We start from the raw sequence: 26,128 nt of genomic DNA, 5'->3' as shown, positions 1-26,128 counted from the left end.
GTAAAGAAGTGTTAACAAATTACTGGTAATATTAGCTTGAAAAAAACAGTCAAATAGGTAAGGATACCAATGCGTTTGAAATTCATAGGGGGCATGGTTCTTGGCGTGGCGTGTGTGCTGATAGCGGAGGATTTTGATCCACTGGGTACGCATGCGCTTTTGCCAAAACAACAAGCGACGTTCGTGACCTGCACGACAACCGATCTGAGTAAGTCTTTGGAATTGTCCGATGTCGTGATGGCGGCATTGTGTAACAATCCGCAAACAAAAATAGCGTGGCAAACATCGCTCTACCAAGCAGCGCAAGTGGGGGTAAGTCGTTCGGCGTATCTGCCAACACTCAGTGCCTCAGGCTCGATTTTGCAGAGTGAAAGCAGTGAGACACGCAATGGCGATCAAGAGAACATGAGCGTAACGCTCTCGTATTTGCTCTACGATTTTGGCAAACGCGACGCGACGTATGATAACGCAAGAGCACTTTTGGATGCAGCCCTTTTCTCAGAAAACGACACGATTCAAAGCGTTTTCCTCTCCGCGGTTGAAGCCTACTACACGCTTTTTGGCTCCAACGCTTCACTGGAAGCGACTCTTGAAGCCGAGCGCTCCGCACTGGAAAGTCTCAATGCTGCTAAAACACGCTACTCGGTAGGAACATCCACGCCTGCAGATACTTTGCAAGCACAAACGGCATATTCGCAAGCGATGCTCAACCGCATTCAAGCCGAAGGGAGCGTGAAAAGCGCGCAAGGTGGGCTGGCGAGTGTTTTGGGCATGATGCCTGATACTACGATTATGTTGCAAAATCCTAGGCTTGCTATTCCTGATGTCGCTTTTGAGAGTAATATCAGAGCTTTAATGGATGAGGCACAACGGCTTCGTCCCGATTTGATGGCGGCAAGTGCGAAGATCAAAGCGTATGAGGCTGGGCTTAAAGCCGCCAAAGCAGATCACATGCCTTCTTTTTCACTCTCTGCAACATCGGGCAATACCGATACCATTTACAATACATCCCAGCGAAGTTCCAGCATTGGACTTTACGTGAGCATTCCTATTTTTTCAGGCTTTAATACGAAGTATAAAGTTCAAGCAGCGCAACAGCAGCTTAAAATCAGCGAAGCAGAGTATGAGAAGCTCTCCCAAGATGCGAACTTAGACGTCTATAAAACGTACCAAACCTTGATTAGCGAAACCCAAGCCACGCGTACGAGTAATGATTTGGTCGCCAGTGCGCAAGCTTCGTACGACCTTGCCCTTGGCCGCTACAAAGCAGGGGTGGGAACGATTCTTGATCTTTTAAGCGCTCAAAGTGCCCTTGCCAGCGCCAAACAGCAACACATCCAGTCACTTTACAACTGGTACATTACCAAAGCAAGCCTCGCCAAAGCGATGGGCTCACTTGATTTCTCAACGATAAAAGGACAACCATGAACATTGTAAAAAAGATGCTACTCCATAAATTTACTATTATCCTTGCATTGATTGCAGTGTGTGTTGGTGGGTATTATGGTTGGGAAGAGTACACCAAACCACCTCTTGAAGCCAAGTATAAATTTCACACCTTGGAGCTCGGTGATGTCACGCAAAGTGTCTCAGCCAATGGCACACTCAATCCTTTAGTGCTCGTTACGGTGGGTACGCAAGTCTCAGGAAAAGTCATTAAACTGTATGTTGATTTTAACGATCGTGTGGAACAAGGGCAGATTTTAGCCGAACTTGATCCTGCGCTTTTGGATGCACAAGCAGCGCAAAGTGCTGCAAGCGTTCAAAGTGCCGAAGCCTCTTTGGAGCTTGCCATTGCCAATGAAAAACGCTCTCGCGAACTCTTTTCAAAAGAGTACATCTCCAAGCAAGAGTTAGACGTGAGTGTCCAAGAGCTTAAAGCAGCACGTGCCGCACTTGATCTTGCCCGTGCTCAGTCTCAAAAAGATCGCACCAATCAAGGCTATACGATTGTGCGCTCCCCCGTTTCAGGTGTTGTGGTCGATCGTCAGATCGATGTAGGACAAACAGTCGCGGCAAGCTTATCGGCTCCTATTCTTTTTAAAATTGCGCAAGATTTAAGACAGATGCAGATCGATTCCAATTTTGCCGAAGCAGATATCGGGCGTATCAAAGTCGGGCAAAAAGTGACCTTTGCGGTTGATGCGTTTCCCAACAACGCGTTTGTAGGCGTGGTCAAACAAGTCAGACTCAACGCCACCACCGTTTCCAATGTTGTGACCTACGATGTGGTCGTAACGGTTGAAAATCCCGATGAGATTCTCATTCCTGGTATGACGGCGTATGTCAATGTCATTCTTGCTGAGAAGAAAAATGTCTTGCTGGTTCCCAATGCGGCTTTGCGTTATAAACCAACGATGCCGCCAAGTAAAGATGCCAAACCTGTTATGCAAAAAAAAGAGAAAAAAGAGAGCGGCAGTGCGACGCTGTTTGTGTTTGAAAATGGCGTACCAAAACCTGTTAAAGTGAGTGTTGGCATCTCCGATAACCGCTTGAGTGAAATCATCACGGATGAACTTAAAGTTGGCGATAGAATCATTGTGGAAGAGGCTAAAAGTACGGTTAGTAGCTCTAAAAATTCACCCCCACCGATGAGACCGTTCTAATGGAAGAGATCATTAAGATACGTGATTTAAGCAAAAACTACCACACCGATGCGGGGGAAGTCAATGTGCTTAAAGGCGTGGATATTACGATTGAAAAAGGTGAATTTGTCGCCATTATGGGACCTTCAGGCTCTGGAAAATCGACCTTTATGAACATATTAGGTTGCCTTGATAAAGTGACCTCTGGAAACTACGTTTTAGGCGGTAAAGATACCAAAAACCTAAGCAGAGATGAGCTTGCTGACCTTCGCAACCACATGATCGGCTTTGTTTTCCAAGGCTTCAATCTGATTCCAAGACAAAACTTGATTGACAATGTGGCTTTGCCTTTGGTCTACGCAGGCATGAAGGCACACGAGCGTAAAATTCGCGCCAAAGAGATCCTCAAAAGTGTCGGACTTGAAGCGTTTGGAACCTACTTGCCCAATCAAATCTCAGGTGGACAACAGCAACGCGTTGCGATTGCGCGCGCTTTGGTTAATCGTCCTAAGCTGATTTTAGCCGATGAGCCAACGGGTAATCTTGATACCAAAACCAGTGAAGAGATCATGCAACTTTTTTGCGATTTGAATGAAAAAGAGGGCATTACGATCGTGCTCGTAACCCATGAACCTGACATCGCACGTTACGCCAAACGATTGGTCAATTTTGTTGATGGCAGGATTCAGCACGATGGTCCAACAGCTTTACATGTAAAAGAGATCGCATGATTTTAGCGATGTTATTTGAAGCATGGCGCGCCATGGGAGCCAACAGACTCAGAACCTTTTTGACAATGCTTGGCATGGTCATCGGCGTGGGAGCCGTCATCGTAATGTCCGCAGTGGGTGCTGGTACGCAAGCCAAAGTCAAAGACTCCATCGCGTCGATGGGAAGCAATTTGCTCATTGTCCTTGCAGGCTCCATGAGTTCAGGCGGAGTGCGTTTGGGAAGTGGAGGGGTGCAAACGCTCACCGTTTCGGATGCGACCGCCATCGAAGAGATGGACACCGTTTCAGCCGCAGCTCCCACGACTTCAGGTTCCGCGCAACTCATCTACCAATCCACGAACTGGTACACGCAAGTGACAGGGACAACCCCTTCGTACTTTGAAGTGCGCGATTGGGAGATCGAAAATGGCTACTCTTTTATGGATTCGGATGTCAGAGGTGCAACGCGTGTCGTGGTTCTCGGCAAAACGATTGCGCAAAATCTTTTTGGCGATGAAGACCCTGTGGGCAAAACCATACGGATTAAAAACAGCCCCTATCTTGTGGTGGGTGTTTTGGCGAAAAAAGGGCAGAGTTTAGATGGCAGAGACCAAGACGATACGGCGATTGTGCCTATTACGACGGCGCAAACGAAGCTTTTTGGAACGCAGTTTAAAGGGGTTGTGAGGTTTATTATGGTCGAAGCACTGGGTGATAGCGTGATGGACAAAGCTGAAAAAGAGATGGGCGAGCTTTTGCGTCAGCGTCATAAACTGCGCGAAAGTGTGGAAGATGACTTTACGATTCGCAACCTCACTGCCCTTGCCAATACGGCGCAAGAGACAACCAAAGCGATGTCACTGATGCTCGCCGCGATTGCTTCGATCTCTCTTTTGGTTGGAGGCATTGGCATTATGAACATTATGCTCGTCTCTGTAACCGAGCGCACCCGAGAGATTGGTATTCGTATCGCGATTGGCGCGAAACAGCGTCATATTTTAGTGCAGTTTTTGCTTGAAGCACTGATGATCTCGATCATTGGCTGTCTCATTGGCGTCTGTGTGGGTGTTGGGGGTGCTTATACGGTGGCGCATTTCTTTCCTATTAGCGTGGTGATTACTCAAAATTCCATCCTTATCTCTTTCTTGGTTGCAACAGGGGTTGGTGTCTTTTTTGGATTTTACCCCGCGCGAAAAGCGGCCAACTTAGAGCCAATTGAGGCATTGCGATACCAATAATGCGCTATAATTCTTCAAAATTAGCATAGGAAGATTAATGAAATTACTTTTAATTGGTGCGGGCAATATGGGTGGAGCGATGCTTCAAGGTTTACATGTAAACGATATTACAGTTGTTGAAGCGTACCCACCAAGAGTACTAGAGCTTCAAACGCTTTATCCGACGATTACCATTGTGAGTGAAATTCCTTCCTTAGAAGGGTATCTGGTCATCCTTGCGATCAAACCTCAATCATTTAGCACGCTGCACACCAAAGGCATCGCAGAGGGCGTCATTTCCATTATGGCGGGTGTGAGTTTGGAAAAACTGAAATCGGGCATTATGGCAAAACATTACATTCGATCCATGCCCAATATGGCGGCACTTGTGCGCAAATCTGCGACGTCATTGTGCGGGGATGTGGCACTTAAAGATGAAGCGATGGAAGTACTAAGCTCCATCGGTCGTTGTTTTTGGTTAGAGAGTGAAAAAGAGCTCGACATCGCCACAGGACTGGCAGGTTCCGCTCCTGCGTGGATCGCACTGGTTGCAGAAGCGCTGAGCGATGGCGCGGTCAATCTGGGAATGAAGCGAGAGATCACCTACCAATACATCGCAACGCTTTTTGAAGGCGTAGGCGAAGTGCTTAAAAGTGAACACCCCGCCCTTTTAAAAGACAAAGTGATGTCCCCTGCAGGAACCACGGCGGCAGGGTATGCCAAACTGGAAGAGGGAAAAGTAAGAGACAGTTTTATCAAAGCGATGGAAGCATCGTATGAGAGAGCGAAGAGTTTTTCAAAGTAGAAACGATTAAGGCTTGTCAGTTGACAAGCCTATGCAATTTTTTGTGCTTTTTTCTTGCCAGCAGCGGTTTTCTTTTTACTTTTAGAAGGAGCGGCGGCTCGTTGGGGTATCACTTTAGGTTCGGTGATATCAGGGAGAACATCTTCAAAAATAGTTTTAATGTCATTCCAGCGGTGTTCGGAGTTGAGCATCACCACTAAAATGTCTTTGTTGCCATTTTTGGCACGTGCGATCAAGCAAGGGCCTGCTTTTTGGGTGTAGCCTGTTTTGATTCCGACCGCGTATTTGTAGTTATTGAGCAGTTTATTGTGGGTGTACGCGGCATACGATCGTTTGGTATTGAGCGCTCTAAAATCGTGACGCTTTAGTTTTGCCATCTCATTAAAATTGTTGTTTCTAATCGCATATTCACTCATCGTTAAAAGATCGAGTGCGGTGGAGTAGTGACTTCCGATGTCAAATCCGCACGGGTTGGTAAAGTTGGTATTTTTCATGCCAATCGCTTTGGCTTTTTTATTCATTTGCACCACAAATTTATCGACGTCCCCATCTCCCAAAAAGACACCAATACTCATCGCTGCATCATTGGCAGACATGACCATCGCTGCTTTCACAAGGTCTCTTAAGTAGAATTTTTCACCCACACGTAGGTTGGCTTTGGTCGGTTCAACTTGGATCATTTCACGTGTAATCGTCACGACATCGTTCATACGACCACTTTCAATGGCGAGCATGGCGGTCATAATTTTGGTTAAACTGGCAGGTTGGTTGATTTTTTGTTCGTCTTTAGCAAAGATAAGTTGTTTTGTCGTTAAGTCTTTGGCAATAATAGAATCGGTGTTGCGTCTAATACGATCTGCGGTCTCTTTATCAAGGTAAGCAGCACTAAGGGAGCTTGTGATAATACATGCGCCACAGATAAGCGATAAAAGTTTGTGTGTCATAAGGCTCTTTTAAAAATAGATTTTTGATTCTAGTAAAAGTTTCTTAAAAATTTCCTTTTAAAATGGCTAAAATAGCCACTTTGCCTCAAATGGTGAAAAATTAAACACAATGCATTATAACGCTTAAGGTAATAACGTTATAATGCTCCAAAATAGTTTAAGCACGATCTATCGTTATATACTTTAATGACATAAGGAAGATATATGGAAGGAATTACTTCTGGTGTGATGAGTTTTGATAAGCCAGCTCTCTTAGAAAAGCGCATTAGGCTCCTTGAGGCGATTGCAGAGACGGGTTCCATCAACAGTGCTGCCAAAAGAATAGGACAGAGTTATAAAGCGACATGGGAAGCGGTTGATACGATGAATAACCTCTCCAATCAACCCCTTGTAACACGCGTTACAGGTGGTAGTGGAGGGGGAGGAACAACTCTCACTTCCGTAGGTATCAAGCTAGTTGCCAACTACAGCGTTTTAAAAAAAGAGTATGAGAGGTTTTTAAATCGACTTTCGACGGCAGGTGACTTTGAGATGAACAGTTTAAAACACATACAAAGGATTGCTATGCAGATCAGTGCGCGTAATCAGCTGATGGGAAAAATCGGCGAAATCAAACAGGCAAAAGTCAATGCAGAAGTGAGCATTGTGCTCAAAAGTGGGGTTATTCTTGTCTCCACCATTACCAACAGCGCGGTCGAAGAGTTAGGGCTTGAGATTGGCGATGAAGTGGTTGGCATCATTAAAGCCTCTTCGGTGTTGATTTCCAATGTCCTTGACATTGCAACGAGTGCACGTAACAAGCTTGCAGGCATCATCACAGACATCAAAATCGGCGAAGTCAATGCGCAAGTAAGCATTGACATCGGTCAAAACGATGTGGTGGTCTCCACCATTACCGCAGAATCGGTCAGAGCCTTAAGCCTTGCGGTGGGAACAAGAGTCTGTGCCATCATCAAATCTAGTAGCATTTTAATCGGAAAATAAAAATCTTACGAAGGAGTTTCTATGTTAAAACTATTTGTTGCGAGTGTTGTATTATCTGCCTCTTTGCTTGCAGGAGAGATCAGTGTTGCGGTTGCCGCCAATTTAAGTGATGTTATCGAGGTTTTTAAAACAGAGTTTGCCAAAACAAACCCAAATACCAAGGTCAATACCGTCTTAGGTGCCAGCGGAAAATTTACCACTCAAATTAAAAGTGGCGCGCCCTTTGATCTTTTCCTAAGTGCTGACATGGGCTTTCCTGAGAACCTTTATGCTGAAAAAATTGCAGTGACCAAACCCGTGGTTTATGCCAGTGGTGCTTTAGCGATGGTGAGTACCAGAGGGCTTGATTTAAGCAAAGGCATAGCGATTGTCGCAGATCCTAAAGTCGAAAAAGTCGCGATTGCTAACCCAAAAACAGCGCCGTATGGCACAGCAAGTATTGAAGCGTTTAAAAATGCAAACGTGTTTGAAAAAGTAGAACCAAAACTCGTTCAAGGTGACAGTATTTCTCAAGCATTACAGTTTGCAATTACTGCCGCAGATGTTGGTTTTGTCAACGCTTCAGCGTTTTACAGCGACAAAATGAAAGAGTACAAAAAAGGGGTTCAATGGGTTGGTGTCGATCCAAAACTCTACACACCGATTGCCCAAGGTATTGTTTTATTGAAACAAGCAGAGAACAATGCGGAAGCCAAAGCATTCTATGATTTTGTGCTAAGTGCAAAAGCGAAAAGCATCTTTAAAAGTTACGGATATTTGGTCAATGAATAGACTCAATGCCGTTGTGACGCATATTGAAGGTGAACAAAACCTGCATATTATCAGCTTTGATTATGAAGGGGTGAGCCTAAAAATGATGGGACTTGATCTGCCAAAAGGGTTACATGTAAACGCGCATGTTACCCTTGGCATCAAGCCTTCACACGTTGCGATTGCGAAAAATCTTCAAGGAGAGCTCAGTTATTCTAACCAGCTTTCTGCGACGATTGAGAGCATCGAAAATGGGAAATTGCTGAGCAATATTCTTTTACATGTAAAGGGCAATGAGGTACAAAGTTTTATCACGTTAGGCTCTTCAACGCGGATGAATCTTCAAAAGGGCGATGAGGTAACCTTGCTTCTCAAAGCAAGTGAGCTGTTTGTTTTGGAGGTCTTAGATGCTTGAAACATTGAACGCATTGGAGTTTACCCCTTTTCTCATTTCATTCAAACTTGCTTCCATTACTACCGCGATTCTCTTTGTGATTTCCCTTTTTATCGCTTGGAATTTATCGCAAAGCAAATCGCGATTCAAACCTGTTTTTGAGTCCATTACTGCGCTTCCGATTGTTTTGCCTCCCTCCGTTTTGGGCTTTTACATTCTCTATGCGCTCTCCTTTCATTCCCCCATTGGGCGATTTTTCCAAGATATTTTTGGCCTGAAATTGGTTTTTAACTTCACAGGACTGGTGGTCGCAAGCTGTTTTTATTCGCTTCCTTTTATGGTGCAACCGCTTCAAAGTGGTTTTGAAGCATTGCCTAAAAATATGTTGGAAGCTTCGTATATTGCAGGCAAAAGTAAGCTCAGAACACTTTTGTGTGTGGCACTTCCCAATATTAAGCCTTCGTTAATGACTGCTATTGTCATTACCTTCGCCCATACGGTTGGCGAGTTTGGTGTCGTCTTGATGGTCGGTGGAAGCATTCCTGGTGAGACAAAAGTGGCGTCTGTAGCGATTTATGAGATGGTCGAAATTATGGATTATACGAGTGCACATATTTACAGTGGAATTATGGTAAGTCTTAGCTTTTTGGTGCTGCTGTTGGTGTATATTTTTAACCGTAGCCAAAATCACCACTTAGGAGGGCTTTCATGATAGAAATCGACGTTCACAAAGAGCTTTTAGGCTCTATGGGCAAGATGGAACTGGATGTCAACCTTACAATTGAAAGTAAAAATTTTGTGGCGCTTTCAGGTCAAAGTGGCAGTGGTAAAACAACACTGCTTCGCATTCTCGCAGGACTTGAGCATGCACGGGGTAAAATCAGAGTCGATGATGAGCTATGGCTTGATGGTACGCACTGCTTAGCGCCTCAGCAACGAGGCATCGGGTTTGTTTTTCAAGACTACGCCCTGTTTCCCAATATGAGCGTGTTGGAAAATCTGCTGTTTGTGCGCAAAGACAGAGAACTAGCCAAACAGCTTTTGGACTTGACCGAGCTTGCAGAGTTATCCAACCGTAAACCTGCAACCTTATCGGGTGGTCAAAAGCAACGAGTGAGTGTGTGCCGCGCGATGATGAACAGGCCCAAGCTTCTGTTGATGGACGAACCGCTCTCAGCACTCGATCCAACCATGCGCAACAAATTGCAACATGAGATACTGACACTTCACAAAAACTTTGGTACGACAACGATCATGGTCAGCCACGATCCGAGTGAAATCTACCGTTTGAGTTCGCGCGTTGTGGTGCTTTCACAAGGTAAAATTATCCAAGATGGCGATGCAAAAAGTGTCTTGCTTCGCACCCAAGGCAGTCAAAAATTCTCCTTTGAGGGAGAGCTTTTGGACATCGTGAAGGTCGATGTGATTTACATCGCGATCATCGCCATTGGTCAGCAGATTGTTGAAGTTGTCCTTGATGGCGGTGAGGCGAATGATTTACATGTAGGCGACATTGTCAGCATTGGAACGAAAGCATTTGCTCCTATGATTCAACGATTGAAGGAAAAATCATGAAAAAAATCTTAGTATTTTTATGTGTGGCACTGTTAAGCCATGTGTGTGCGGATGATCTTAAAATTGCCGTGGGAGCAGGGTACAAAAAACCCGTTGTCGAAGTGCTCAAAGCGTACGAAGCGAGTGGGAATGGAAAGATAGACGCGATGTATGGTAATATGGCGCAGATTTTTGCTCATGCCAAACAGGCTGAAATTTCTTTAGTGATAGCCGATAAGAAATTTTTAGAGAAGCAAAAAGAGCTGAGTTTTGCGACGTATCAAACCATTGGCACGGGAATCGCGGTCATTGCGTATGCCAAAGGGGTGAGTTTTGATAGCATCGAAGATCTCACCAAAGAGAGCATTAAAAGCATTGCTATGCCTGAAGCCAAAAAGGCGATTTACGGCGATGCCGGAATGGAATTTTTAAACAATGCTAAGCTGTATGATCGTGTCAAAGAGAAACTTTTGGTTGTAGCAACGGTGCCTCAAGTGAGCTCCTACGTCGCCACACATGAAGTGGATGTGGGCATTATGAACCTTACCGCAGCGCTCGATAGCATTGATAAAATTGGTGGATACATTAAAATTCCTCAAACGTATTATACACCCATTGAGATCGTAGCAGGAAGTTTAAACGCATGCGAAGCCGATCAAGCGTGTCAAGCGTTTGTTGCCTTTTTGAAAACCCCCAAAGCGAAAGAGATATTTGTTAAATATGGACTTTGAGATGGTGCAGGTTTGGCACCCTTTGGTGCTAAGCCTCAAAACCATCGGTGTGGTAGCCCTCCTTTTGGTTTTTTTAGGCATACCACTCTCTTATTATCTCTCAAAAGAGGAGCTAAAATACAAATGGCTTCTTGAAACACTCGTGACACTTCCCTTGATCTTTCCGCCCATCGCCATTGGTTTTTTACTGTTGCTTCTTTTAGGCAAATACGGCTGGATTGGAAGCTATTTTAATGCAATGGGCATACGCTTTATCTTTGATTTTAATGGGCTGGTTACGGCGGGTTTTGTCGCAGCCCTTCCGTTAATGGTCAAACCGCTTCAATCTGCCATCGAACTCTTCCCAAAAACCATTAAAGAAGCCGCCTATATGGGCGGTAGAAGTAGGTTTTACACGTTTGTGTTTATCATCCTGCCGTGCATTAAAAAAAGCGTGGTTGCGGCACTTTTAATTGCTTTGGCGCGTGCTTTGGGGGAAGTTGGCATAACCTTGATGCTCGGAGGCAATCTCATTGGCAAAACCGATACGATCTCCCTTGCCATCTACAATGCTGTTTTTGATGGCGAATACCGCTTAGCACTGCTCTTGTGTGCGATTCTTATCGTCATCTCATTGGCGGTTTTTACAGCGCTGCATTTTTTTCAAAAAGAGGAGCAGTTTCTTTAAATTATCTTGTGTTACAATATTATAATTTAGTAAAGGTTTGCTTATGATGGATATGATACGTGAAGATGTCGGTTTGATCGACATGACCACGGTTGGACTGGATATTGGGTCTCACAACGCTAAAATTTCGTTTGCTTCAAAAGAGCCTATCGTGCTGTGTGGGGTAGAATTTGTCACAGAGATGTGTCAAAAGCTAGGACTTGAAACCCATGCCTACAAAGCGTGTGGCGATAGACTGGAAGCGGGAGAGCTTATCTTAGAGGCGTATGGTAGAGCGGACGCGACGCACAAAGCATGGAAAGTGTCTCAAAATATTTTAGAGTTTTTAAGCGGTATTGCGACCAAAACCAGTGCAATGATCACCTTAGCGCGTGAAGTCAATCCCAAAATTGAACTCTTAACCACCCGTAAAATTTTCCCTCGCACCAAAGAGTTAGCCCTCAAAGCGGTCTATGCAGGAGGTGGGGCGCACCATCGTTTAGGGTTGTATGACTCTGTTTTAGTTTTTAAACAGCATCGTGTCTTTTTTGAAAGCGACGCGGCGTTTGAAGCACAGTTTGCCAAAATGAAGCAGAAGTATTTGGAAAAAAAGATTGTCGTGGAAGTGGATAATTACGAGGAGGCGCGTTATTTTGCGACACTTGGGACGCAGATACTTCAATGTGAAAAGATGAGTTTTGAGACACTAGAGCGCTGTGTGAGCCTCAAAAAGGAGTTCCCACAGCTACTTATCTCTGCCACGGGAGGCATTGGTGAGCATAACATCGTTGCGTATGCCCAAACGGGAGTTGATTTTATTGTCACCTCTTCGCCGTACCATGCAAAACCTGCCGACATCAAAGTCGTGATCTCAAAAGAGGGTTAATGCAGACGATTGAACAGATTTATACCGCAGAGGTTGAAGAGAAAAAGTCTACTTTTTTGGCGTATCTCTGCCCAATGAACGATTTTGACGTTTTACATGTAAAGCTCAAAAGTGACCATCCCAAAGCGGCACACATTGTCTGGGCAAAACGTTTTTTCAATGAATTTCGCCAAATTGTGGAAAATAACTCCGATGATGGCGAACCCAAAGGAACGTCAGGCCCACCTGTTTTAAATGTGATGCGAGGGGTTGAACTGGTTAATGCGGGGCTGTTGATTGTGCGCTATTTTGGTGGCATAAAGCTCGGTACGGGTGGCTTGGTGCGTGCGTATGGCAGTAGTGCCAAAGAGGTCATTGCCGCTGCTTTGCTCATCCCATTTGTCTTTAAAGAAATCTTTACATGTAAAACAGATTACCCGCTTGTGCCGCGGTTTGAACACTACAGCTTGCATCATGCGTTACATGTAAAGCATCGCGAGTTTCAAAGTGATGGTGTTGTGTGGGAGATAGAGATGAGTGAAGAGGAGAAAGCGCAGTTTTTAGACTTTGCTCTCCCTTTTGAACGTGATGGATTTAAACGCTTAAAGCTCGATAGCCTCAACTTCAATCGTTAAATTGACGGTGTCATCGACCGTGAGTCCGCCACCTTCTAGGATTTTATTCCATACGAGTCCAAAGTCTTTACGGTTTAGTTTACCCTCTAGTGTAAAACCGACTCTTTGATGCCCTTGAAAATCTTTGATCACCCCATGAATTTTGCTCTCAAGTACCACATCCTTAGTAATGCCATGAATTGTGATGTTGCCGTGTACTTTGCCATCTTTCATTGACGTCATCACAAAATCAATCGTTTTAAATTTTTCCACATCAAAGAAATCAGCACTGCGTAAGTGGTCATCTCTTTTGGTAATGCCCGTGTCAATGGAAGCTGCTTCGATTTTGGCGCCCAATTTGTTAAAGACTTTTTTCTCAGCATCAAAGTCAATGTCTGCCGTGTACGCGTTGAAGTTGCCTTTCACGTTAGAGATCATCATGTGTTTGATGGAAAAGCCAATATTGGAGTGCGCATTGTCGATGATAAACTCTTTCGCCTGTGCAAAAGAGAGAAGGAGGGTGGTCGCCATAAGGAGTCTTAAGAGGTGTTTCATAGGTCTATCCTTTTGATAAAAATCTATGAAAAGTATAGTTGTATGACGCTTATGGCTTTCGTATTATGTAAAAGTAATGTTTTACTTTAAGAGAGTGTTTGAAACGTATCCAAAGAGCTGAAATGTGCCTGCACTGCAGATACCTGCAACCACACCGGCTAGCATATCGTCCCCCATAACGCCCCAACCGCCTTTGACATCTTTGTCGATCTTGCCAATGAGTGAAGGTTTCCAGATGTCAAACAGACGGAAAAAAACAAAGCTGAGTACGATTTGAAAGAGGGTGCCTGAACTCAAAATCAGCGCAATCCACACGCCCACCACTTCATCAATAACAATGCGACCATCGTCGTGATTGCCACTGGTTGCTTCGTACGCATTGATCTGTTTGACCGCCATCAGCGTAAAAAGAATGCTCAACAGCACGAGTGTTTCCATGGAAATGTAGCGAATAATTCCCACTCCCAAGATAACTGCAAGCAAAGAACCTGCCGTTCCTGGCGCTTTGGGAGAGAGCCCTGTGTAGAAAAAAGTCAAAAAAGCATTTGGCATAACGATCCTATGTGTGTAGTTTAGTGGTTGAATTGTAGCATAGATTCAAGTGCTTCTTAGGCGTATTTTTGCAGTTCCATCTGAAGCTTTGCGATAATCTCTTTTTCGCGCTGTTCGATGTAGTTTGCTATCATCTGGCTGATGCCTTCGTTGGGCAGAATGTGAATACAGTATCGAAAAGAGTTTGTATGGGAGATAATATTTACAACCTTCCCATTGATGGAGACCTTTTCGTCTTGAAGTTCAAATTCCAATAACACATCTTCTCCTGCACGAAGTCCCTCTTTTTCATTGCTTAAAATGCTCAACCCTTGGGTCGAGATGTCATGGAGGATACCGTTTAAATAAAGCGCGTCAGATTGATACAACGCGATAGTGGATGTTTTAGAAGGATAGACACGCACCCCTTCTCGTTGCAGTGCGGGCATGCTTTGGACGTATCTAAAATTAGTCAATGTGACGTGATTGGTTTTAAAATCGATGTGAACAATATCGGCTTTGAGATGGTTGGGGAAATAGCTATTTTTCACAAGAAACGCTTGATTTTCTAAAAGCATGGCTATTTCTTGCAGTGGGCTCATTTGAAACGTTACATTCGCATCCAAAATCTCTACAACCGTTGCTTCTAAGCTGATAGGAATGCCCTCATAGAGGCTAAGGCAGTAGATGTTTTTTTGATTTTCGACGAGCATTTGCTGAAAGATATTCATCATTTCATAACGTGGCGATAAGAGAACATCATCGCTGAGATCACTTTGAAACGCTTTTGAGGGCATTTTCCCCATCACATCCGTATAATCAATCACGGCATCGCTCTGCAATGAAAGAGCATTGGCATGCAAGGCAAGTGTGTCAATCAGCTGGTAAAGACGCTCACATAGAAGCTCAACGTTCAAAGGTAGCGAATATGTTTGTGCAAAGATAACAGAGTGTTCAAGCACATAAACCATCGATTTTTGTATCACAAAGTCTATAGAAGGGTGGTCTTGACGCAGTGCTAGGAAAAGTTTTTCATACAAAAGAGGTGCATCTTGCGTGTTTAGGAGGCTTTGTGTTAGAGCAGTCGCCATCTCTTTTGCGCTATAAGCTTCGATGGTTGGATCGAATTTGGTGCATAAGGAGGTGAAAAAATTTTCAAAGAGAGGCTCAAACTCTTTTAAAAAAAGCGCTAACCCGTCTTCTAACTTTTGAGTGTCGTTGTTCAAAAAAGCATTGGTTTTCATGATTGAGATCCATCAGTGTTTTGATTGAAGACGCACTTATTATATCAGAATTCAGCGCGAAGCGAATAGGAAAAAGCATTCTCCCACAAAGTGGGAAAATGCTTTGGATAAGAGGGTTACGTCAGTGATGTGGTTTGGTGTAAACGCATCAATTCAAGATAAAAGTCACGTTCATCGTGGTTCTCTAAAAGTCCGCTGTTAGGGAAGATGGCATCGTAAATCTTTCCGATATTTTCAAAACGGTGTTTAAAGAGGTCACTTAAAATCAGTGCAGAGATGTCTTTGCGCATAAAAATAGCAGGTGGAAGCATTCCCACTTTTAAAATCTCAAGCAACGATTCTGCATGGTACTTGATGTGATGGTGTCCGCCATGCGGGCAGGTGTTGGTGCTGACCAGTGTTTTGCACTCATTGCAGTAGACAAATTCGGTGATAATCTCGATATCAATCTCTAAATCTTCGTAATGATCCAAAATAGACTTCATCTCATTTTGATCGTAATAGACACCAATGCCGCTGTGATGTTGTCCTAAAACGAGCTTATTGCATCCGAAATTTGAGGCACAAATGGCATCTAAAACAGCATTTTTATAACTGGTAAAGAGGTAGGTGTTTTCAAAAGGAACGATCACAACACGGTTTTTTGGTAGATAGTTATCGACAAAATATTGCAACGCCTTCAGACGCAACTCATACGAGAGAAGGTCTTGTTTATAAGGTTTGAGCAAAAAGATAACGAGCATATCGCATTTCTCAAGGGTAATACGAATAACGCGCTCATGGGCTCTGTGAAACGGCTTTGCGTTGATCATCATGGCTGAGACGTTTTTGGCTCCGAGTTGTGCTTTGGCATCAGCGATTTTATTTTTGACATTTTTAATATCATCAAATTGCAGTTCATACTCGCCACACACAGCGATGTCACCTAGGCGTTTGAGAAACATTTGGGTTTCAGGATTGGAGATGTCATAGGTTCCAAAAATTTGCTCGATGCGCTTTTTCTTATCGACCTCAAAGACTTCATCCACGATGATGGTGCCTTTGATTTTGCCATCCACCACAAAATCAAGAGGTTCCCCTTGATACGCTGTGGTTAATACCTCTTTATTTTTTTCCCCTGCAGGTGCTATGATAAAGGGGAAAGGAAAAGGCTTGCCTTTGTAGTAACCACTCTCTTCAACCTCTTTGGCTTCTGCGCTGTTCATCAGTTTATCAACAGGGTACAATATACCCTCTTTTGCCAAGGCAAGGGTTGCTAAAAATTCTTTATCTAAAAAGAGTTGTCGGTTATTTTTTCTTGTTGATTCCATACTTCTTCCTTTTCTCCCAAAGACTTTTACGTGATATTCCTAATTTTTTAGAGAGTTCCGTGTCAGGGAATTTATTTTGAAAATTGAAAATGACATATTTGACATAATCATCAATACACAAAATATCACCTTGGTCTAAGATTTTACTGTCGGTATTGATTTCGATTTTTGAAAAGTCACTCTCTTCATTAGGATCAGTGCTACAAATAATAGCACGTTTGCCTTCTAAGACGTTATAGATTTTGAGTTTTTCACTTTTTTTGAGATTTTGAAGATCAATAATGTAGAGTAATTCCTCATTTCCACTGCGCGCGATCTTTTCATAAACATTGCTTTGTGTCAAAGAGATAAAGGTAAAGGTCTCATTTTGTGTCTGAGCGTAGTTAAAAACAAGTGCATCCGCATGTTTTTGGAAATTGGTTTTGATGAGAATAGGAAATTTTATTTTTTTATCAAGAGGCTCCAGATTAGCGCTACTAAAGAGGTTTTTAACGTATTCTTTGTAGGTTTCATTCTCTTTTTTGAGGTTTTTAAAATCGCTTAAGTGTTGGAGTTTTCGGATCAACTCTTCGATCATAAAAGGCTTTTGAATGTAATCACACGCACCTGCTTTGATCGGATTGGTGACCGTATCGTTACTGATATACGAGATCATCAAGATAATGATGGAAGAGCGATGCTTTTCGATCACAGGGTAAAAATTTTGCCCTGAAATGTTGGTTGAGAGGAGTATGGCATCGTATTTTTCATCTTTAAGTGCATCTTTGATGCTGGTAGCTATCTCACATAAATGTCCAATTTCCATCAACTTAGAGGCAATACTTTGCGCGAGATAAATCTCGTTTTCAACGATTAAAATCTTCATACCTTCGTCCAATCATAATATTTTAATGTAGCCGTTGCACTGACTGCAACACCTTCTTCTCTTCCCACAAAGCCTAATTTTTCCGTTGTCGTTGCTTTGACATTGACGTGGATGGGAGACAGTTCCATAATGTCGGCAAGACAAAAACGCATCTTATCCTTGAAAGCACTTAAGCGTGGAAACTCTGCCATAACACACACATCACAATGAACAATTTCAAATCCTACCTTGGCTAAAAAAGTGCAGACCTCTTTGAGGAGAAGTTTTGAATCAACATTTTTATAACGTGCGTCACAATCGGGGAAAAGTTCACCAATGTCACCAGCCCCTGCAGCACCTAAAAGCGCGTCAATCAGCGCATGAATCGCAACATCACCATCGGAGTGTGCCTTAAACCCTGTCGTTGGGTGTACCTCCACACCGCCAAGCATCATCACTTTTCCCTCTTCATAGGCATGTACATCAAAACCGTACCCCACGAAAATGTTAGAGGAAGGCGCTTTAAGGCAGGAGATAGTAGCACTATCTTCTTTACATGTAAGCTTTTTTGCCTCAGGATTTCCTAAAACATACACCACCTTTCCACCCATCGCTTTAATCGCACTGCTATCATCTGTGTAGATCGTGCCTGTTTGCAGGGCTTTTTTGAGCATGTCGGTGCGTGAGAGCTGTGGGGTTTGGATGAGTTTTACCTGATCGCGGTTGATCGTCTGCTCTTCATAAATAACGGTGTCCACAACGTTTAGGTAGGGGACAACACAGTCTGCATGTGCTCTCTCATCAAGAATACGTTCAAGCATGGCTTGGTCGATGCACGCTCGTGCAATGTCGCTAACAAGGACATAGGTCGTCTTTACATGTAAAAGGGCATTGGCAAGCGACTCTTGTCTGGTTTCACCGCCTTTGACAAAGGTAATCGTATCGCTAAATTTTTGGGCATAGAAGTGCTCATCCGGTGAGGTTGTCACAATAATGTGTTGAAAAGAAGAAAGCTGTTGAAGATTTTGGGTTGCAAAAAGCCATAATGGAGTTTCATCAATGCGTAACCACTGTTTTTTAACACGTTGGTTAAAGCGCGTCGAACTTCCTGCTCCTAACATCACAAGCGTTAAATCGGGCAAACTTTGTCCTTTTTTCTGAAGTGTTACAATATTATACATTTTGAAAGCTTTTTTTTATCTTTTTTGTGTTAAATTCTGCCATTACTTAAGCATAAAGGTCAAAAAAATGTTAAATAAAGATACTGTTTTAAGCGCGTTAGGTGGCGTAAAATACCCAGGTTTTGATAAAGATATTGTGACATTTGGTTTCGTTAAAGATATCGATATTTCTGATAATAATGTCTACATAGAAGCGGAAATTGTCTCTTCAAGTAAAGAGGTTGGTGACGAATTAAAAAGCAAAATTGAGAAGGCAGTTGCCGCCATTGGCGCAAGTCGTGTCGATGTTGTGGTTAAGCAACCAAAGCCTCCTGTTGAGAAAAGCAACTCACAATCGGGCAAAAACATGGCACCTCACATCAAAAATTTCGTGATGGTAAGCTCAGGAAAAGGCGGCGTGGGTAAAACAACCACAACCGTAAACTTAGCGATTGCCCTTGCAAGTCAAGGTAAAAAAGTAGGGCTTTTAGACGCCGATATTTATGGACCAAACGTGCCTCGCATGATGGGTGTGGTCGATACGCATCCTGAAATTGTCGGACAAAAAGTCAAACCTATCGTTGCGTATGGTGTTGAGATGATGAGCATGGGTTCCTTAATGGAAAACGGTCAGTCGCTTATCTGGAGAGGTGCGATGGTCATGAAAGCGATCGAGCAACTGCTTCGCGACATCTTGTGGAGTGATTTGGATGTTTTGTTTATCGACATGCCTCCAGGAACCGGTGATGCACAGTTGACTTTGGCTCAAAGTGTGCCTGTAACAGCAGGTATTTGTGTCACAACGCCGCAACAAGTAGCACTCGATGATACCGAGCGGAGTTTAGATATGTTCCAAAAATTGCATATTCCGATCGCTGGAATTATGGAAAACATGAGTGGATTTATCTGTCCTGAGACCAATAAAGAGTATGATATCTTCGGTAAAGGAACGACCAAACCGTTGGCTGAGAAGTTTGAAACCATCGTGATTGGCGAGATTCCGATTGAGCCTGCTATTCGTGAAGGCGGAGACGCTGGAAAACCTGTGAGCTTCTTCCATCCTGAGAGTGAAACGGCAAAGCGTTATCAAGCTTCAGCTAGCAAACTGTGGGAGTGCATTGAAAAAGTCAATGCAGAAGGTGGTGCGAGCAATGAAGCGATTCAACCAACAATGGGCATTAACGGAGCACCAAGTGCCTGTTCAAGTGTGAAAAAATAAGCATTAAAAGGAGAAGAGATGGCGTTACGCGTGAGTATTAATGAAGCAGATTTTAAAGCATTGGTTCAAGAGATTGAAGCACAAGAGGGATACAAAAAACCGATTGGTTTTGGTATCGCTAGAGTCGATCGCGGGCAATTGAATCCTGAGAAAATTTTACAAGCAAACTTTCCTGTCATTAACTGGAATGAAAACTTTGGAAGTGCTGCGATTTTTATTGGGGCACTTCAAGCCAGTGGCGTTGATGTAGATTTTACCAGCAGTGAATTTGTGTATGATGTTAAGAAAAAATTTGTCAAAAATGCGATGAATGCTTACACGCCTTATCTCAATCTTGCCTTGGGTGACGCACATAAAAATGTTCAAGTGATTAAAACGCTTGATTGGATCGCGCAAACAGAGAAGCTTAAAAAAGATTATCGTATTGTCTTCTTATTTGAAGATGATGCTCCGTTAAGCCCCGAAGCCGTTTACTTGAAGTTGTATGCTCTTTCAACGGGAAAAGCACCGATTCGCTCACTGAACCTCACCGGTGCTTTTGGTGTGCTAGAGAATGTGGCATGGTCACTAGGACAACCGATTGAACTTGAATGGCTGAGAATGCACGAAGTTGAGATGAAACTTTTGGGTGAGTTCCCACTCATCGAGTCAGTCGATAAATTTCCACGTTTCTTAGCGCATATCATCCCAGCTGATAATACCCGCATCTTAGACGCCAGTAAAGTCAGAATGGGTGCACAGCTGCATGCAGGAACGACCATTATGCCAGGAGCGAGTTACGTGAACTTCAATGCAGGAACCACAGGGGCTGTTATGGTAGAAGGACGTATTAGCTCTTCGGTGGTTGTGGGCAAAGGAAGTGATGTGGGTGGAGGTGCAAGCATTCTAGGCGTGCTCAGTGGCACCAACGGCAATCCTGTGAGCATTGGCGAAAATACACTGCTTGGCGCTAACTCCGTGACAGGAATTCCTTTGGGAAATGGATGTATCGTCGATGCAGGCATTGCGATTTTGGAAGGAACGAAAATTGGGGTGAGTGCAAGCGAGCTTGCGAAGATTATCGAAGCGAATCCCAAAGTAAAACTTAAAAAAGCGGGTAAAGAAGAGATGCACTTCTTTAAAGGCTTGGAGCTTTCAGGACTGAATGGCATTCATTTCCGCCAAAACAGCTTGAACGGAATGATCGTCGCCGTTAGAAGTAAACGCGAGATTAAACTTAACAGTGAGCTTCATTAACGAAATTTATTAGAGTTCTTGCAAAACACATTTTGCAAGAAGTAAAAAGCACCAAAGGTGCGTGGGCATTCCGTCTTGGAAAACCCAGTGTTAATGTAGCTTTTTCAAGGAAACTTCGTTTTGAGCTTTGCTTTAAAAGCGTGTTATAGAGTTCTTGCAATGTAAGAACTCTATTTAATAAAAATGTTAGATGAGGGAAGCTTTTTAGCGAAGTTTCCCCGTTGTCTCATTGTGTTTTTCTGCCCATATCAATGCGATAAGCTGATGAGTCTGCGCTGTTCGTGTATTCTTGGTTTCAAGAGCATTATTACACCCTTCACACTGCCCAATCTGAGCTGAGAGTTGATCCATATTCATAAAAATAAAGTGTTCACTTTGACGTTGACACTCTTCTTCACTGCATCGAGGACGCTCTTGTTTCATAGTATCTCCTTGTTAGGAAAATGATAGAATCAAAAAAAGAGGCTTTATAAGGATAAAGTTAGGAATATGATAGGAAGAAAATACCAAGCTACAACTGAAAGAAAATGATTAATGGTTCTTTAAAAGGGATTTATTGAAATTTTCAGCCCATTTTGTTGAAATTTTCATATACGTTTCATGCGCGATGGGATCATCTTTTAAGATCCAATTACCACAGGTGGAACATCTCGTCGCATACTCTTCAAGCTCTGCTAAGCTCATGCCATCGACTGCTTTGAGACGTGCTTTGCACTCAGAAAGCGAGCATTTAAGGGGTGAGCTACTCATCGAAAACTCCTCAGGATATTTTTATCTATTGTAGCACATTAAAAAAAGTAATTATGTGTTAATTATAAGCAAATGAGACAGTTTCGTCCACTCTCTTTGGCTTTATACAATGCGTCATCCGCACGTTTAATCACCTCTTGAGGTGTGTTGCCTTTGGCAGAGAGTGCCACACCAATGCTAACAGAGAGTCGCTCTTTTTTGATAGAGGCGGCTTTAAGTTTCTCTTTAGGCGCTTTTTCGGGACGATTTTTATCGCGAATGACAAAACCACGTCTGAAAATATGCTCTCGTACCTCTTCAAGCGCCATGATGCACTCCTCTTTTTTCTTGCCACTAAAAAGAATGGTAAACTCTTCACCACCATAACGGTACGCCTTTCCTCCATTTTTGACATGGCTGATCTCTTTGGCGACGAGCTTTAAAACGTCATCGCCTATATCGTGTCCAAAGGTGTCATTAAACTTTTTAAAGAAGTCGATGTCGACCATGGCGATGATGTAGCTGGAACCTAGACGCAAGAAACGCTCTTCTAATGCACGTCTGGAGGGAATGCCCGTGAGCGTGTCAATGTATGCCATACGGTATGCATCATGAACGAGTGCCGCAATCGCTATGAGTGACGCCACAAGGCAGAAGAGAATGAAATGGTTGCTCTCTTGCAAAAAGAGAAGAGGAATCATCTGCGCGACGAGCATCCAAAACGGGGCTTTTTGGCTTTGAACTTCAAAAAGCATTGAGATTAAAAAGATAAATAGTAGCGAAACGATCGCAATAATCAGAGTAAAATCGCTGGCTTTTGCAAGACCTTGAAGGCTTACATGTAAAATGGGTGTATCGAGTGCTTTTTGCATCGTTGGTGAAAAATATTTAAGTCCCGCATAGCCAATGCCAAGGATGATCAGACCAATGCTGGTGCGTAGTGCTCCAAACGAGCTAAACAGTCCACGCTCTTGCAGTGCATAAATCAGCAGGTATCCAAGCGCCGTGATCAGGGGCACCATATGCCAAAAGGCTGAAACACCCAGTTTGGTAAAAAGGGTTGTGGGAAACGCTAAACAGAGTGCAGAAAAGAGCGGAAAAAGCAGTAGTACAAAGAGTTTGCTTTTATTGAAATAGACACTTAATGCGATCCCAATCAGTAAAAAAACAAAGGTACTCTGCCAGATAAAGTAATAAGCATATGTGGGAATGAGCTCTAGTTTTACCACCAGTAGTGCGAAGATAATCATCCCTAAACAGAGTGCATGAAAAGTCGAAAGAGCGTCTGTAAGTCGTTGCATTTCAATCCCTGTTTTTTTGCGATTATAGCGAAATTAGCTCATACTCCCATAAATTTCCCATAAGCGGTGCGTGAAGATGAGGTTTGCCTAACAGCAATTTTACCACTTCTGTGCTTTGAATAGAGGCGGCAAAGCAGACGGTAAAGGAAGGATTGCCTGAACGCTTCTCTGCTCCATCGCCTTTTTGAAGGTAGAGTTGGTCGAGGGAAGAAGAGGTTGAAAACTGGCTATAATAGCCAGCAATCGCGCCATGCACAAAAGGTTTTTGTTCTTTGAGACAGAGATTGGCAAGTAGGCATTTCAGATCAGGATTGTCGAGTGCATCCACCACGACATCGGCTTCTTGGATAAGATTAGCATCTTTTTCTGGGTCAAAAAAAGCTGTTATTGTTTTTACATGTAAAGCGGGGTTGATCTCTTCAAGTTTTTCTTTTAACACTTCGGCTTTCAAACGTCCTATCGTTTTGGGTGATGAAAAATTTTGACGATTGAGGTTGTGTTCTTCAAAAACATCGCCATCGCACACAATGAGCTTTCCTACACCAATACGTGTCAGCATTTCAGCCACAAAGCCACCCAAACCACCACAGCCGATAATCAGCACGGTGGATTGAAAAAGAGCATACTGTTCTTGTGTCGAAATCGTTTTTTGGTTGCGCTTGTAGCGAAGGGGTAAAATGCCATTTTTGAGAGCCATCTCTTCGACGGTTTTAAAGTTACATGTAAAGCGTTCCATTGCGGCGTAAGAGGATTGAAGTGGGAGAAATCCATCACTGGTTTGCTCTTTTAAAAAGGTTAAAAGTTCCATTTTCTGTATCCTAGTGTATAATTTTCTACATAATAAGCTATTCTCATGCTACAAACTTATTATAAGCTATTTAGAGTTTTTAGATGCACTAAAAGGATGTTTTATGCACATTATACTCAATGCTTTTTCATTTTTGCGCGAAAAACTCAAACAAAAAGGCATTCCTTATTTGGATGCTTCATGGGTTGTTGAGGATAAAACACGCATTGTTGATTTGATCGATTCTTTAGGGCTTGAGCCAAAAGAGGTGGAAGCAGTTTTTCTCAATAACACTGTTGTGCCCAAAGAGACAGAGCTCCATGAAAATGACCGCGTAGCACTTCTGCCGCCTGGAACACCTGGCTCATTTCGTCTTCTCTCTGGGCTTAAAGGGGATTAACCGCCACCCACTTTGGGGAAGAGGGCAATTTCATCACCCTCTTGTATGCAATACGACGTATCAACATGCCTTCCATTGACCATGAGAACTCCTAAAGGCGATACGCTCTCAAGCTCCAATGCCTCTATAATCATTTGAGCCGTAGTGCCATTTGCATACTCTCTCTGCTCAGCCTTAAAGCGACCTTCTCGGTACTGAGCAAAGAGTTTAACGACAACGTGCATTAGAAATTCCAGAACGCATCGATCTCTTCACCTGAGAAGTCCCAAGTGACATTGTGAGGAGGAAGTGTTTCGTACTTCATAAACTCTGGCAACCTGTCATCTGCTTTGCCAAGTCCTGCTTTGATGTTAAATTCATGTTCACGTTTCAGAATGGTTTTACCCAAATTGACAACGTCATCAATCGTGAGAGCACAGCCAAAGCGCGCATTAATCATATCCACTAGAGCAGGCAAACATTTTGCATCATCCAGTGCTGCAAAGGCAACAAAGAGACACATACCTGTACTATCCACAGCAGCAGTGGCTATCTGGAGGTTACGTGCGAGTTCCACTTGTCCCTCTTTTTTGAGTGGATCAACGTGTCCACCACTGTTAAGGATGTTTGTAGCAACAGCGTACCCTGCAGTGTGATCTGCGCCCATAGGTGTGGTTGCATAAGTAATGCCTTGACCTTTAACCGCTCTTGGCTCATACGCTGGAATACCTTGACCTTTAACGGTAGGAACACGTACGAGTCCAAACGATTTTCCTAAAATATGCGTTCCTGCTCCTAGAATTCGTCCCATAGGTGTTCCCATTGGAATATCATGAGAGAGTAATTCATACGCTTTTTTACCATCACCGTAAGCAAGAATGCCAGCATCTACTGCAAGTCCAAGCACAACAGAAGTTTCAATCGAATCGACACCCAAGTCATCCATAAGACCATCCATTTTTGCGATCAGATCTAAATCTTGAATACCTAAATGCGCTCCAAGTGCCCAAATGGTCTCATATTCAAAGCCAGATGTGAGGTATTTACCCTCTTTGTCGTTATAGACTTGGGAACATTGGATGACACAGCCTGCATGACAGCCATGCGTTGTTTTTCCACCTCTAGCTTTAATGTTTTCAGCCATCGTCTCACCACAGATGTTTTCAGCATGTTCCCAAGTACCTTCTCTAAAGTTACGGGTTGGAAGGCCACCTGCTTCGTTGAGGATGTTAACCAAAACATTCGTTCCAAATGCTGGTAAACCTTGTCCGCTGATAGGATTTTCTTGAAGCGCTTTGGTGAAGATTTTACTTGCTTCTTTGAATTTTTCAGGATCAGCAATCGTCACTTCTTTATAATCAGCCGCATCGACAGTGATACATTTGATCTTTTTAGAACCCATAACGGCACCCAAACCGCCACGACCATGACTTCTGAGTTTTCCACTAGGATCTTTCACCGAGACGTTGGCGATGTTCATGCGCATTTCACCGATACGACCAATACTCATAACGGCGACTTTTTTGTCATATTTTGCCATCATTGCATCTAATACGGCGTAATTATCTTTGCCAACCAGTTCTGGTACAGGGATAAATTCAACGTTATTTTTGGTTACATGTAATTGATAGAAGGTATTCTCATCTTTTGGTAGCCCTTCGATAATCAGTGCTTTCACACCCAATTTTGAAAAAATACCCGCACTCGTTCCACCAACGTTTGACTCTTTAATGCCTCCTGTCAACGGACTTTTCGCACCCAATGAGTTACGACCTGAGTTGGAAGCAGATGTTCCTGAGAGAAGCCCAGGGGCAAAAACCATTTTATTATTGGGTCCTAAGGGATGACACTCAGGATCAACTTCTTCAGCCACGATCGTAGAAGTAAGTCCACGACCTCCCAGCCCCATCCATTTGGAAGGAACCTCTTCAATTTTAAAACTTAGGTTTGACATGTTAACGCGATAAATTAGATCAGCCATAATAACTCCTTTAAATACGGTTGTTTCAACCATAATATTCAAAGTTTATAGCA

At 43.3% G+C, this 26,128-nt stretch carries 30 protein-coding genes; 17 read left to right on the top strand and 13 right to left on the bottom strand.

The window, feature by feature from the left end:
• Positions 1-69: 69 nt before the first annotated feature.
• Genes SHALO_RS10895 through proC form a run of 5 tightly spaced genes read left to right on the top strand, consistent with a single transcriptional unit; the run spans position 70 to position 5,317 of the window.
• Positions 70-1,428, top strand: a complete 1,359-nt coding sequence (locus tag SHALO_RS10895; protein ID WP_069478552.1) for a TolC family protein — start codon at positions 70-72, stop codon at positions 1,426-1,428.
• Positions 1,425-2,606 (top strand): efflux RND transporter periplasmic adaptor subunit, encoded by a 1,182-nt coding sequence (locus SHALO_RS10890; RefSeq protein ID WP_069478551.1) that lies wholly within the window; start codon positions 1,425-1,427, stop codon positions 2,604-2,606. Before SHALO_RS10895 ends, SHALO_RS10890 begins: the two co-directional genes overlap by 4 nt.
• Positions 2,606-3,316, top strand: a complete 711-nt coding sequence (locus tag SHALO_RS10885) for an ABC transporter ATP-binding protein (protein WP_069478550.1) — start codon at positions 2,606-2,608, stop codon at positions 3,314-3,316. Before SHALO_RS10890 ends, SHALO_RS10885 begins: the two co-directional genes overlap by 1 nt.
• Entirely contained in the window at positions 3,313-4,533 is a 1,221-nt protein-coding gene (locus SHALO_RS10880; RefSeq protein WP_069478549.1) for an ABC transporter permease, read from the top strand. Before SHALO_RS10885 ends, SHALO_RS10880 begins: the two co-directional genes overlap by 4 nt.
• Before the next feature lie 37 nt (positions 4,534-4,570).
• Positions 4,571-5,317, top strand: a complete 747-nt coding sequence (gene proC / locus SHALO_RS10875; RefSeq protein ID WP_069478548.1) for a pyrroline-5-carboxylate reductase — start codon at positions 4,571-4,573, stop codon at positions 5,315-5,317.
• 29 nt (positions 5,318-5,346) lie between these two features.
• Here proC and SHALO_RS10870 read toward each other — a convergent pair whose 3' ends face one another.
• A complete protein-coding gene (locus SHALO_RS10870) occupies positions 5,347-6,261 on the bottom strand; it encodes a D-alanyl-D-alanine carboxypeptidase family protein (RefSeq protein ID WP_069478547.1) in 915 nt (304 codons plus the stop codon).
• Between the two features lie 204 nt (positions 6,262-6,465).
• On the opposite strand from SHALO_RS10870, the gene SHALO_RS10865 reads away from it, so the two are divergent.
• From SHALO_RS10865 to SHALO_RS10825, 9 genes are read left to right on the top strand one after another with little or no spacing between them, the layout of a single operon-like run.
• Positions 6,466-7,245 carry a TOBE domain-containing protein gene (locus SHALO_RS10865; protein WP_069478546.1) on the top strand — a complete coding sequence of 260 codons (780 nt, stop codon included), beginning with the start codon at positions 6,466-6,468 and terminating at the stop codon, positions 7,243-7,245.
• Positions 7,246-7,266: 21 nt separating this feature from the next.
• Positions 7,267-8,016, top strand: a complete 750-nt coding sequence (gene modA / locus SHALO_RS10860; RefSeq protein WP_069478545.1) for a molybdate ABC transporter substrate-binding protein — start codon at positions 7,267-7,269, stop codon at positions 8,014-8,016.
• Positions 8,009-8,410 carry a TOBE domain-containing protein gene (locus SHALO_RS10855; protein WP_069478544.1) on the top strand — a complete coding sequence of 134 codons (402 nt, stop codon included), beginning with the start codon at positions 8,009-8,011 and terminating at the stop codon, positions 8,408-8,410. The genes modA (SHALO_RS10860) and SHALO_RS10855 overlap by 8 nt, the downstream gene beginning before the upstream one ends.
• Complete coding sequence (gene modB, locus SHALO_RS10850; RefSeq protein ID WP_069478543.1) at positions 8,403-9,101, top strand: molybdate ABC transporter permease subunit; 699 nt, start codon at positions 8,403-8,405, stop codon at positions 9,099-9,101. The genes SHALO_RS10855 and modB (SHALO_RS10850) overlap by 8 nt, the downstream gene beginning before the upstream one ends.
• Positions 9,098-9,964, top strand: coding sequence for an ABC transporter ATP-binding protein (locus tag SHALO_RS10845; protein WP_069478542.1), 867 nt, complete (start codon positions 9,098-9,100; stop codon positions 9,962-9,964). The genes modB (SHALO_RS10850) and SHALO_RS10845 overlap by 4 nt, the downstream gene beginning before the upstream one ends.
• The gene (modA, locus tag SHALO_RS10840) at positions 9,961-10,674 is read left to right on the top strand and encodes a molybdate ABC transporter substrate-binding protein (protein ID WP_069478541.1); all 714 of its coding nucleotides are present in this window, start codon (positions 9,961-9,963) and stop codon (positions 10,672-10,674) included. Before SHALO_RS10845 ends, modA (SHALO_RS10840) begins: the two co-directional genes overlap by 4 nt.
• 1 nt (position 10,675) lies before the next feature.
• Entirely contained in the window at positions 10,676-11,341 is a 666-nt protein-coding gene (gene modB, locus SHALO_RS10835; protein WP_238585237.1) for a molybdate ABC transporter permease subunit, read from the top strand.
• A 43-nt stretch (positions 11,342-11,384) separates the two neighbouring features.
• Positions 11,385-12,206, top strand: a complete 822-nt coding sequence (gene modD, locus SHALO_RS10830) for a ModD protein (RefSeq protein ID WP_069478540.1) — start codon at positions 11,385-11,387, stop codon at positions 12,204-12,206.
• Positions 12,206-12,820 (top strand): IMPACT family protein, encoded by a 615-nt coding sequence (locus SHALO_RS10825; RefSeq protein WP_069478539.1) that lies wholly within the window; start codon positions 12,206-12,208, stop codon positions 12,818-12,820. The genes modD and SHALO_RS10825 overlap by 1 nt, the downstream gene beginning before the upstream one ends.
• Here SHALO_RS10825 and SHALO_RS10820 read toward each other — a convergent pair.
• From SHALO_RS10820 to SHALO_RS10795, 6 genes are all read right to left on the bottom strand, one after another.
• A complete protein-coding gene (locus tag SHALO_RS10820; RefSeq protein WP_069478538.1) occupies positions 12,788-13,354 on the bottom strand; it encodes a YceI family protein in 567 nt (188 codons plus the stop codon). The two genes, SHALO_RS10825 and SHALO_RS10820, sit on opposite strands and share 33 nt — an antisense overlap.
• 81 nt (positions 13,355-13,435) lie before the next feature.
• Positions 13,436-13,906, bottom strand: coding sequence for a phosphatidylglycerophosphatase A family protein (locus SHALO_RS10815; protein WP_069478537.1), 471 nt, complete (start codon positions 13,904-13,906; stop codon positions 13,436-13,438).
• Positions 13,907-13,962: 56 nt separating this feature from the next.
• On the bottom strand, positions 13,963-15,129 hold the full coding sequence (locus SHALO_RS10810) for a PilZ domain-containing protein (RefSeq protein WP_069478536.1): 1,167 nt from the start codon (positions 15,127-15,129) through the stop codon (positions 13,963-13,965).
• Positions 15,130-15,245: 116 nt separating this feature from the next.
• Complete coding sequence (locus tag SHALO_RS10805) at positions 15,246-16,439, bottom strand: sulfate adenylyltransferase (protein ID WP_069478535.1); 1,194 nt, start codon at positions 16,437-16,439, stop codon at positions 15,246-15,248.
• Positions 16,417-17,304, bottom strand: coding sequence for a response regulator (locus SHALO_RS10800; protein WP_069478534.1), 888 nt, complete (start codon positions 17,302-17,304; stop codon positions 16,417-16,419). Before SHALO_RS10800 ends, SHALO_RS10805 begins: the two co-directional genes overlap by 23 nt.
• Positions 17,301-18,425 carry a bifunctional 2-C-methyl-D-erythritol 4-phosphate cytidylyltransferase/2-C-methyl-D-erythritol 2,4-cyclodiphosphate synthase gene (locus tag SHALO_RS10795; protein ID WP_069479407.1) on the bottom strand — a complete coding sequence of 375 codons (1,125 nt, stop codon included), beginning with the start codon at positions 18,423-18,425 and terminating at the stop codon, positions 17,301-17,303. The genes SHALO_RS10800 and SHALO_RS10795 overlap by 4 nt, the downstream gene beginning before the upstream one ends.
• A 106-nt stretch (positions 18,426-18,531) precedes the next feature.
• Between SHALO_RS10795 and SHALO_RS10790 the strand changes: the two genes are divergently transcribed.
• Both SHALO_RS10790 and SHALO_RS10785 read left to right on the top strand, forming a co-directional pair.
• Positions 18,532-19,662, top strand: coding sequence for an Mrp/NBP35 family ATP-binding protein (locus SHALO_RS10790; RefSeq protein WP_069478533.1), 1,131 nt, complete (start codon positions 18,532-18,534; stop codon positions 19,660-19,662).
• An 18-nt stretch (positions 19,663-19,680) separates the two neighbouring features.
• Entirely contained in the window at positions 19,681-20,898 is a 1,218-nt protein-coding gene (locus SHALO_RS10785) for a tetrahydrodipicolinate N-succinyltransferase N-terminal domain-containing protein (RefSeq protein ID WP_069478532.1), read from the top strand.
• Between the two features lie 204 nt (positions 20,899-21,102).
• Here the strand turns inward: SHALO_RS10785 and SHALO_RS10780 are convergent, their stop codons facing one another.
• From SHALO_RS10780 to SHALO_RS10765, 4 genes are all read right to left on the bottom strand, one after another.
• Positions 21,103-21,321, bottom strand: a complete 219-nt coding sequence (locus tag SHALO_RS10780; protein WP_069478531.1) for a hypothetical protein — start codon at positions 21,319-21,321, stop codon at positions 21,103-21,105.
• A gap of 108 nt (positions 21,322-21,429) precedes the next feature.
• Positions 21,430-21,648 (bottom strand): hypothetical protein, encoded by a 219-nt coding sequence (locus SHALO_RS10775; protein ID WP_025345488.1) that lies wholly within the window; start codon positions 21,646-21,648, stop codon positions 21,430-21,432.
• A 62-nt stretch (positions 21,649-21,710) separates the two neighbouring features.
• Positions 21,711-22,928: a GGDEF domain-containing protein gene (locus SHALO_RS10770; RefSeq protein WP_069478530.1), complete on the bottom strand. Its 1,218-nt coding sequence runs from the start codon at positions 22,926-22,928 to the stop codon at positions 21,711-21,713.
• Positions 22,929-22,950: 22 nt separating this feature from the next.
• Complete coding sequence (locus tag SHALO_RS10765; protein ID WP_069478529.1) at positions 22,951-23,736, bottom strand: HesA/MoeB/ThiF family protein; 786 nt, start codon at positions 23,734-23,736, stop codon at positions 22,951-22,953.
• Positions 23,737-23,839: 103 nt separating this feature from the next.
• Between SHALO_RS10765 and thiS the strand changes: the two genes are divergently transcribed.
• Positions 23,840-24,115 carry a sulfur carrier protein ThiS gene (gene thiS, locus SHALO_RS10760; protein WP_069478528.1) on the top strand — a complete coding sequence of 92 codons (276 nt, stop codon included), beginning with the start codon at positions 23,840-23,842 and terminating at the stop codon, positions 24,113-24,115.
• Here the strand turns inward: thiS and SHALO_RS10755 are convergent.
• Positions 24,112-24,339, bottom strand: coding sequence for a MoaD/ThiS family protein (locus SHALO_RS10755; protein WP_025345484.1), 228 nt, complete (start codon positions 24,337-24,339; stop codon positions 24,112-24,114). The two genes, thiS and SHALO_RS10755, sit on opposite strands and share 4 nt — an antisense overlap.
• The gene (locus SHALO_RS10750) at positions 24,339-26,075 is read right to left on the bottom strand and encodes an aldehyde ferredoxin oxidoreductase C-terminal domain-containing protein (protein WP_069478527.1); all 1,737 of its coding nucleotides are present in this window, start codon (positions 26,073-26,075) and stop codon (positions 24,339-24,341) included. Before SHALO_RS10750 ends, SHALO_RS10755 begins: the two co-directional genes overlap by 1 nt.
• Positions 26,076-26,128 lie beyond the last annotated feature (53 nt).

This window comes from Sulfurospirillum halorespirans DSM 13726 (assembly GCF_001723605.1).
Lineage (GTDB): Bacteria > Campylobacterota > Campylobacteria > Campylobacterales > Sulfurospirillaceae > Sulfurospirillum > Sulfurospirillum halorespirans.
Note: the sequence above shows the minus strand (reverse complement) of the source record. Positions and strands in the feature narration are given on the sequence as shown.

Excerpts from the sequence above, each read along its gene's own strand:
- SHALO_RS10810 (WP_069478536.1), bottom strand. The coding sequence starts at position 15,129 with ATGAAAACCAATGCTTTTTTGAACAACGACACTCAAAAGTTAGAAGAC.
- SHALO_RS10800 (WP_069478534.1), bottom strand. The coding sequence starts at position 17,304 with ATGAAGATTTTAATCGTTGAAAACGAGATTTATCTCGCGCAAAGTATT.
- SHALO_RS10815 (WP_069478537.1), bottom strand. The coding sequence starts at position 13,906 with ATGCCAAATGCTTTTTTGACTTTTTTCTACACAGGGCTCTCTCCCAAA.
- SHALO_RS10870 (WP_069478547.1), bottom strand. The coding sequence starts at position 6,261 with ATGACACACAAACTTTTATCGCTTATCTGTGGCGCATGTATTATCACA.
- modA (WP_069478541.1), top strand. The coding sequence starts at position 9,961 with ATGAAAAAAATCTTAGTATTTTTATGTGTGGCACTGTTAAGCCATGTG.
- modD (WP_069478540.1), top strand. The coding sequence starts at position 11,385 with ATGATGGATATGATACGTGAAGATGTCGGTTTGATCGACATGACCACG.
- SHALO_RS10895 (WP_069478552.1), top strand. The coding sequence starts at position 70 with ATGCGTTTGAAATTCATAGGGGGCATGGTTCTTGGCGTGGCGTGTGTG.
- SHALO_RS10890 (WP_069478551.1), top strand. The coding sequence starts at position 1,425 with ATGAACATTGTAAAAAAGATGCTACTCCATAAATTTACTATTATCCTT.
- SHALO_RS10825 (WP_069478539.1), top strand. The coding sequence starts at position 12,206 with ATGCAGACGATTGAACAGATTTATACCGCAGAGGTTGAAGAGAAAAAG.
- modA (WP_069478545.1), top strand. The coding sequence starts at position 7,267 with ATGTTAAAACTATTTGTTGCGAGTGTTGTATTATCTGCCTCTTTGCTT.
- SHALO_RS10780 (WP_069478531.1), bottom strand. The coding sequence starts at position 21,321 with ATGAAACAAGAGCGTCCTCGATGCAGTGAAGAAGAGTGTCAACGTCAA.
- SHALO_RS10820 (WP_069478538.1), bottom strand. The coding sequence starts at position 13,354 with ATGAAACACCTCTTAAGACTCCTTATGGCGACCACCCTCCTTCTCTCT.
- SHALO_RS10865 (WP_069478546.1), top strand. The coding sequence starts at position 6,466 with ATGGAAGGAATTACTTCTGGTGTGATGAGTTTTGATAAGCCAGCTCTC.
- SHALO_RS10805 (WP_069478535.1), bottom strand. The coding sequence starts at position 16,439 with ATGGAATCAACAAGAAAAAATAACCGACAACTCTTTTTAGATAAAGAA.
- modB (WP_238585237.1), top strand. The coding sequence starts at position 10,676 with ATGGTGCAGGTTTGGCACCCTTTGGTGCTAAGCCTCAAAACCATCGGT.
- SHALO_RS10765 (WP_069478529.1), bottom strand. The coding sequence starts at position 23,736 with ATGGAACTTTTAACCTTTTTAAAAGAGCAAACCAGTGATGGATTTCTC.
- SHALO_RS10755 (WP_025345484.1), bottom strand. The coding sequence starts at position 24,339 with ATGCACGTTGTCGTTAAACTCTTTGCTCAGTACCGAGAAGGTCGCTTT.
- SHALO_RS10775 (WP_025345488.1), bottom strand. The coding sequence starts at position 21,648 with ATGAGTAGCTCACCCCTTAAATGCTCGCTTTCTGAGTGCAAAGCACGT.
- SHALO_RS10880 (WP_069478549.1), top strand. The coding sequence starts at position 3,313 with ATGATTTTAGCGATGTTATTTGAAGCATGGCGCGCCATGGGAGCCAAC.
- SHALO_RS10750 (WP_069478527.1), bottom strand. The coding sequence starts at position 26,075 with ATGGCTGATCTAATTTATCGCGTTAACATGTCAAACCTAAGTTTTAAA.
- SHALO_RS10845 (WP_069478542.1), top strand. The coding sequence starts at position 9,098 with ATGATAGAAATCGACGTTCACAAAGAGCTTTTAGGCTCTATGGGCAAG.
- thiS (WP_069478528.1), top strand. The coding sequence starts at position 23,840 with ATGCACATTATACTCAATGCTTTTTCATTTTTGCGCGAAAAACTCAAA.
- SHALO_RS10855 (WP_069478544.1), top strand. The coding sequence starts at position 8,009 with ATGAATAGACTCAATGCCGTTGTGACGCATATTGAAGGTGAACAAAAC.
- modB (WP_069478543.1), top strand. The coding sequence starts at position 8,403 with ATGCTTGAAACATTGAACGCATTGGAGTTTACCCCTTTTCTCATTTCA.
- SHALO_RS10785 (WP_069478532.1), top strand. The coding sequence starts at position 19,681 with ATGGCGTTACGCGTGAGTATTAATGAAGCAGATTTTAAAGCATTGGTT.
- SHALO_RS10770 (WP_069478530.1), bottom strand. The coding sequence starts at position 22,928 with ATGCAACGACTTACAGACGCTCTTTCGACTTTTCATGCACTCTGTTTA.
- SHALO_RS10885 (WP_069478550.1), top strand. The coding sequence starts at position 2,606 with ATGGAAGAGATCATTAAGATACGTGATTTAAGCAAAAACTACCACACC.
- SHALO_RS10790 (WP_069478533.1), top strand. The coding sequence starts at position 18,532 with ATGTTAAATAAAGATACTGTTTTAAGCGCGTTAGGTGGCGTAAAATAC.
- proC (WP_069478548.1), top strand. The coding sequence starts at position 4,571 with ATGAAATTACTTTTAATTGGTGCGGGCAATATGGGTGGAGCGATGCTT.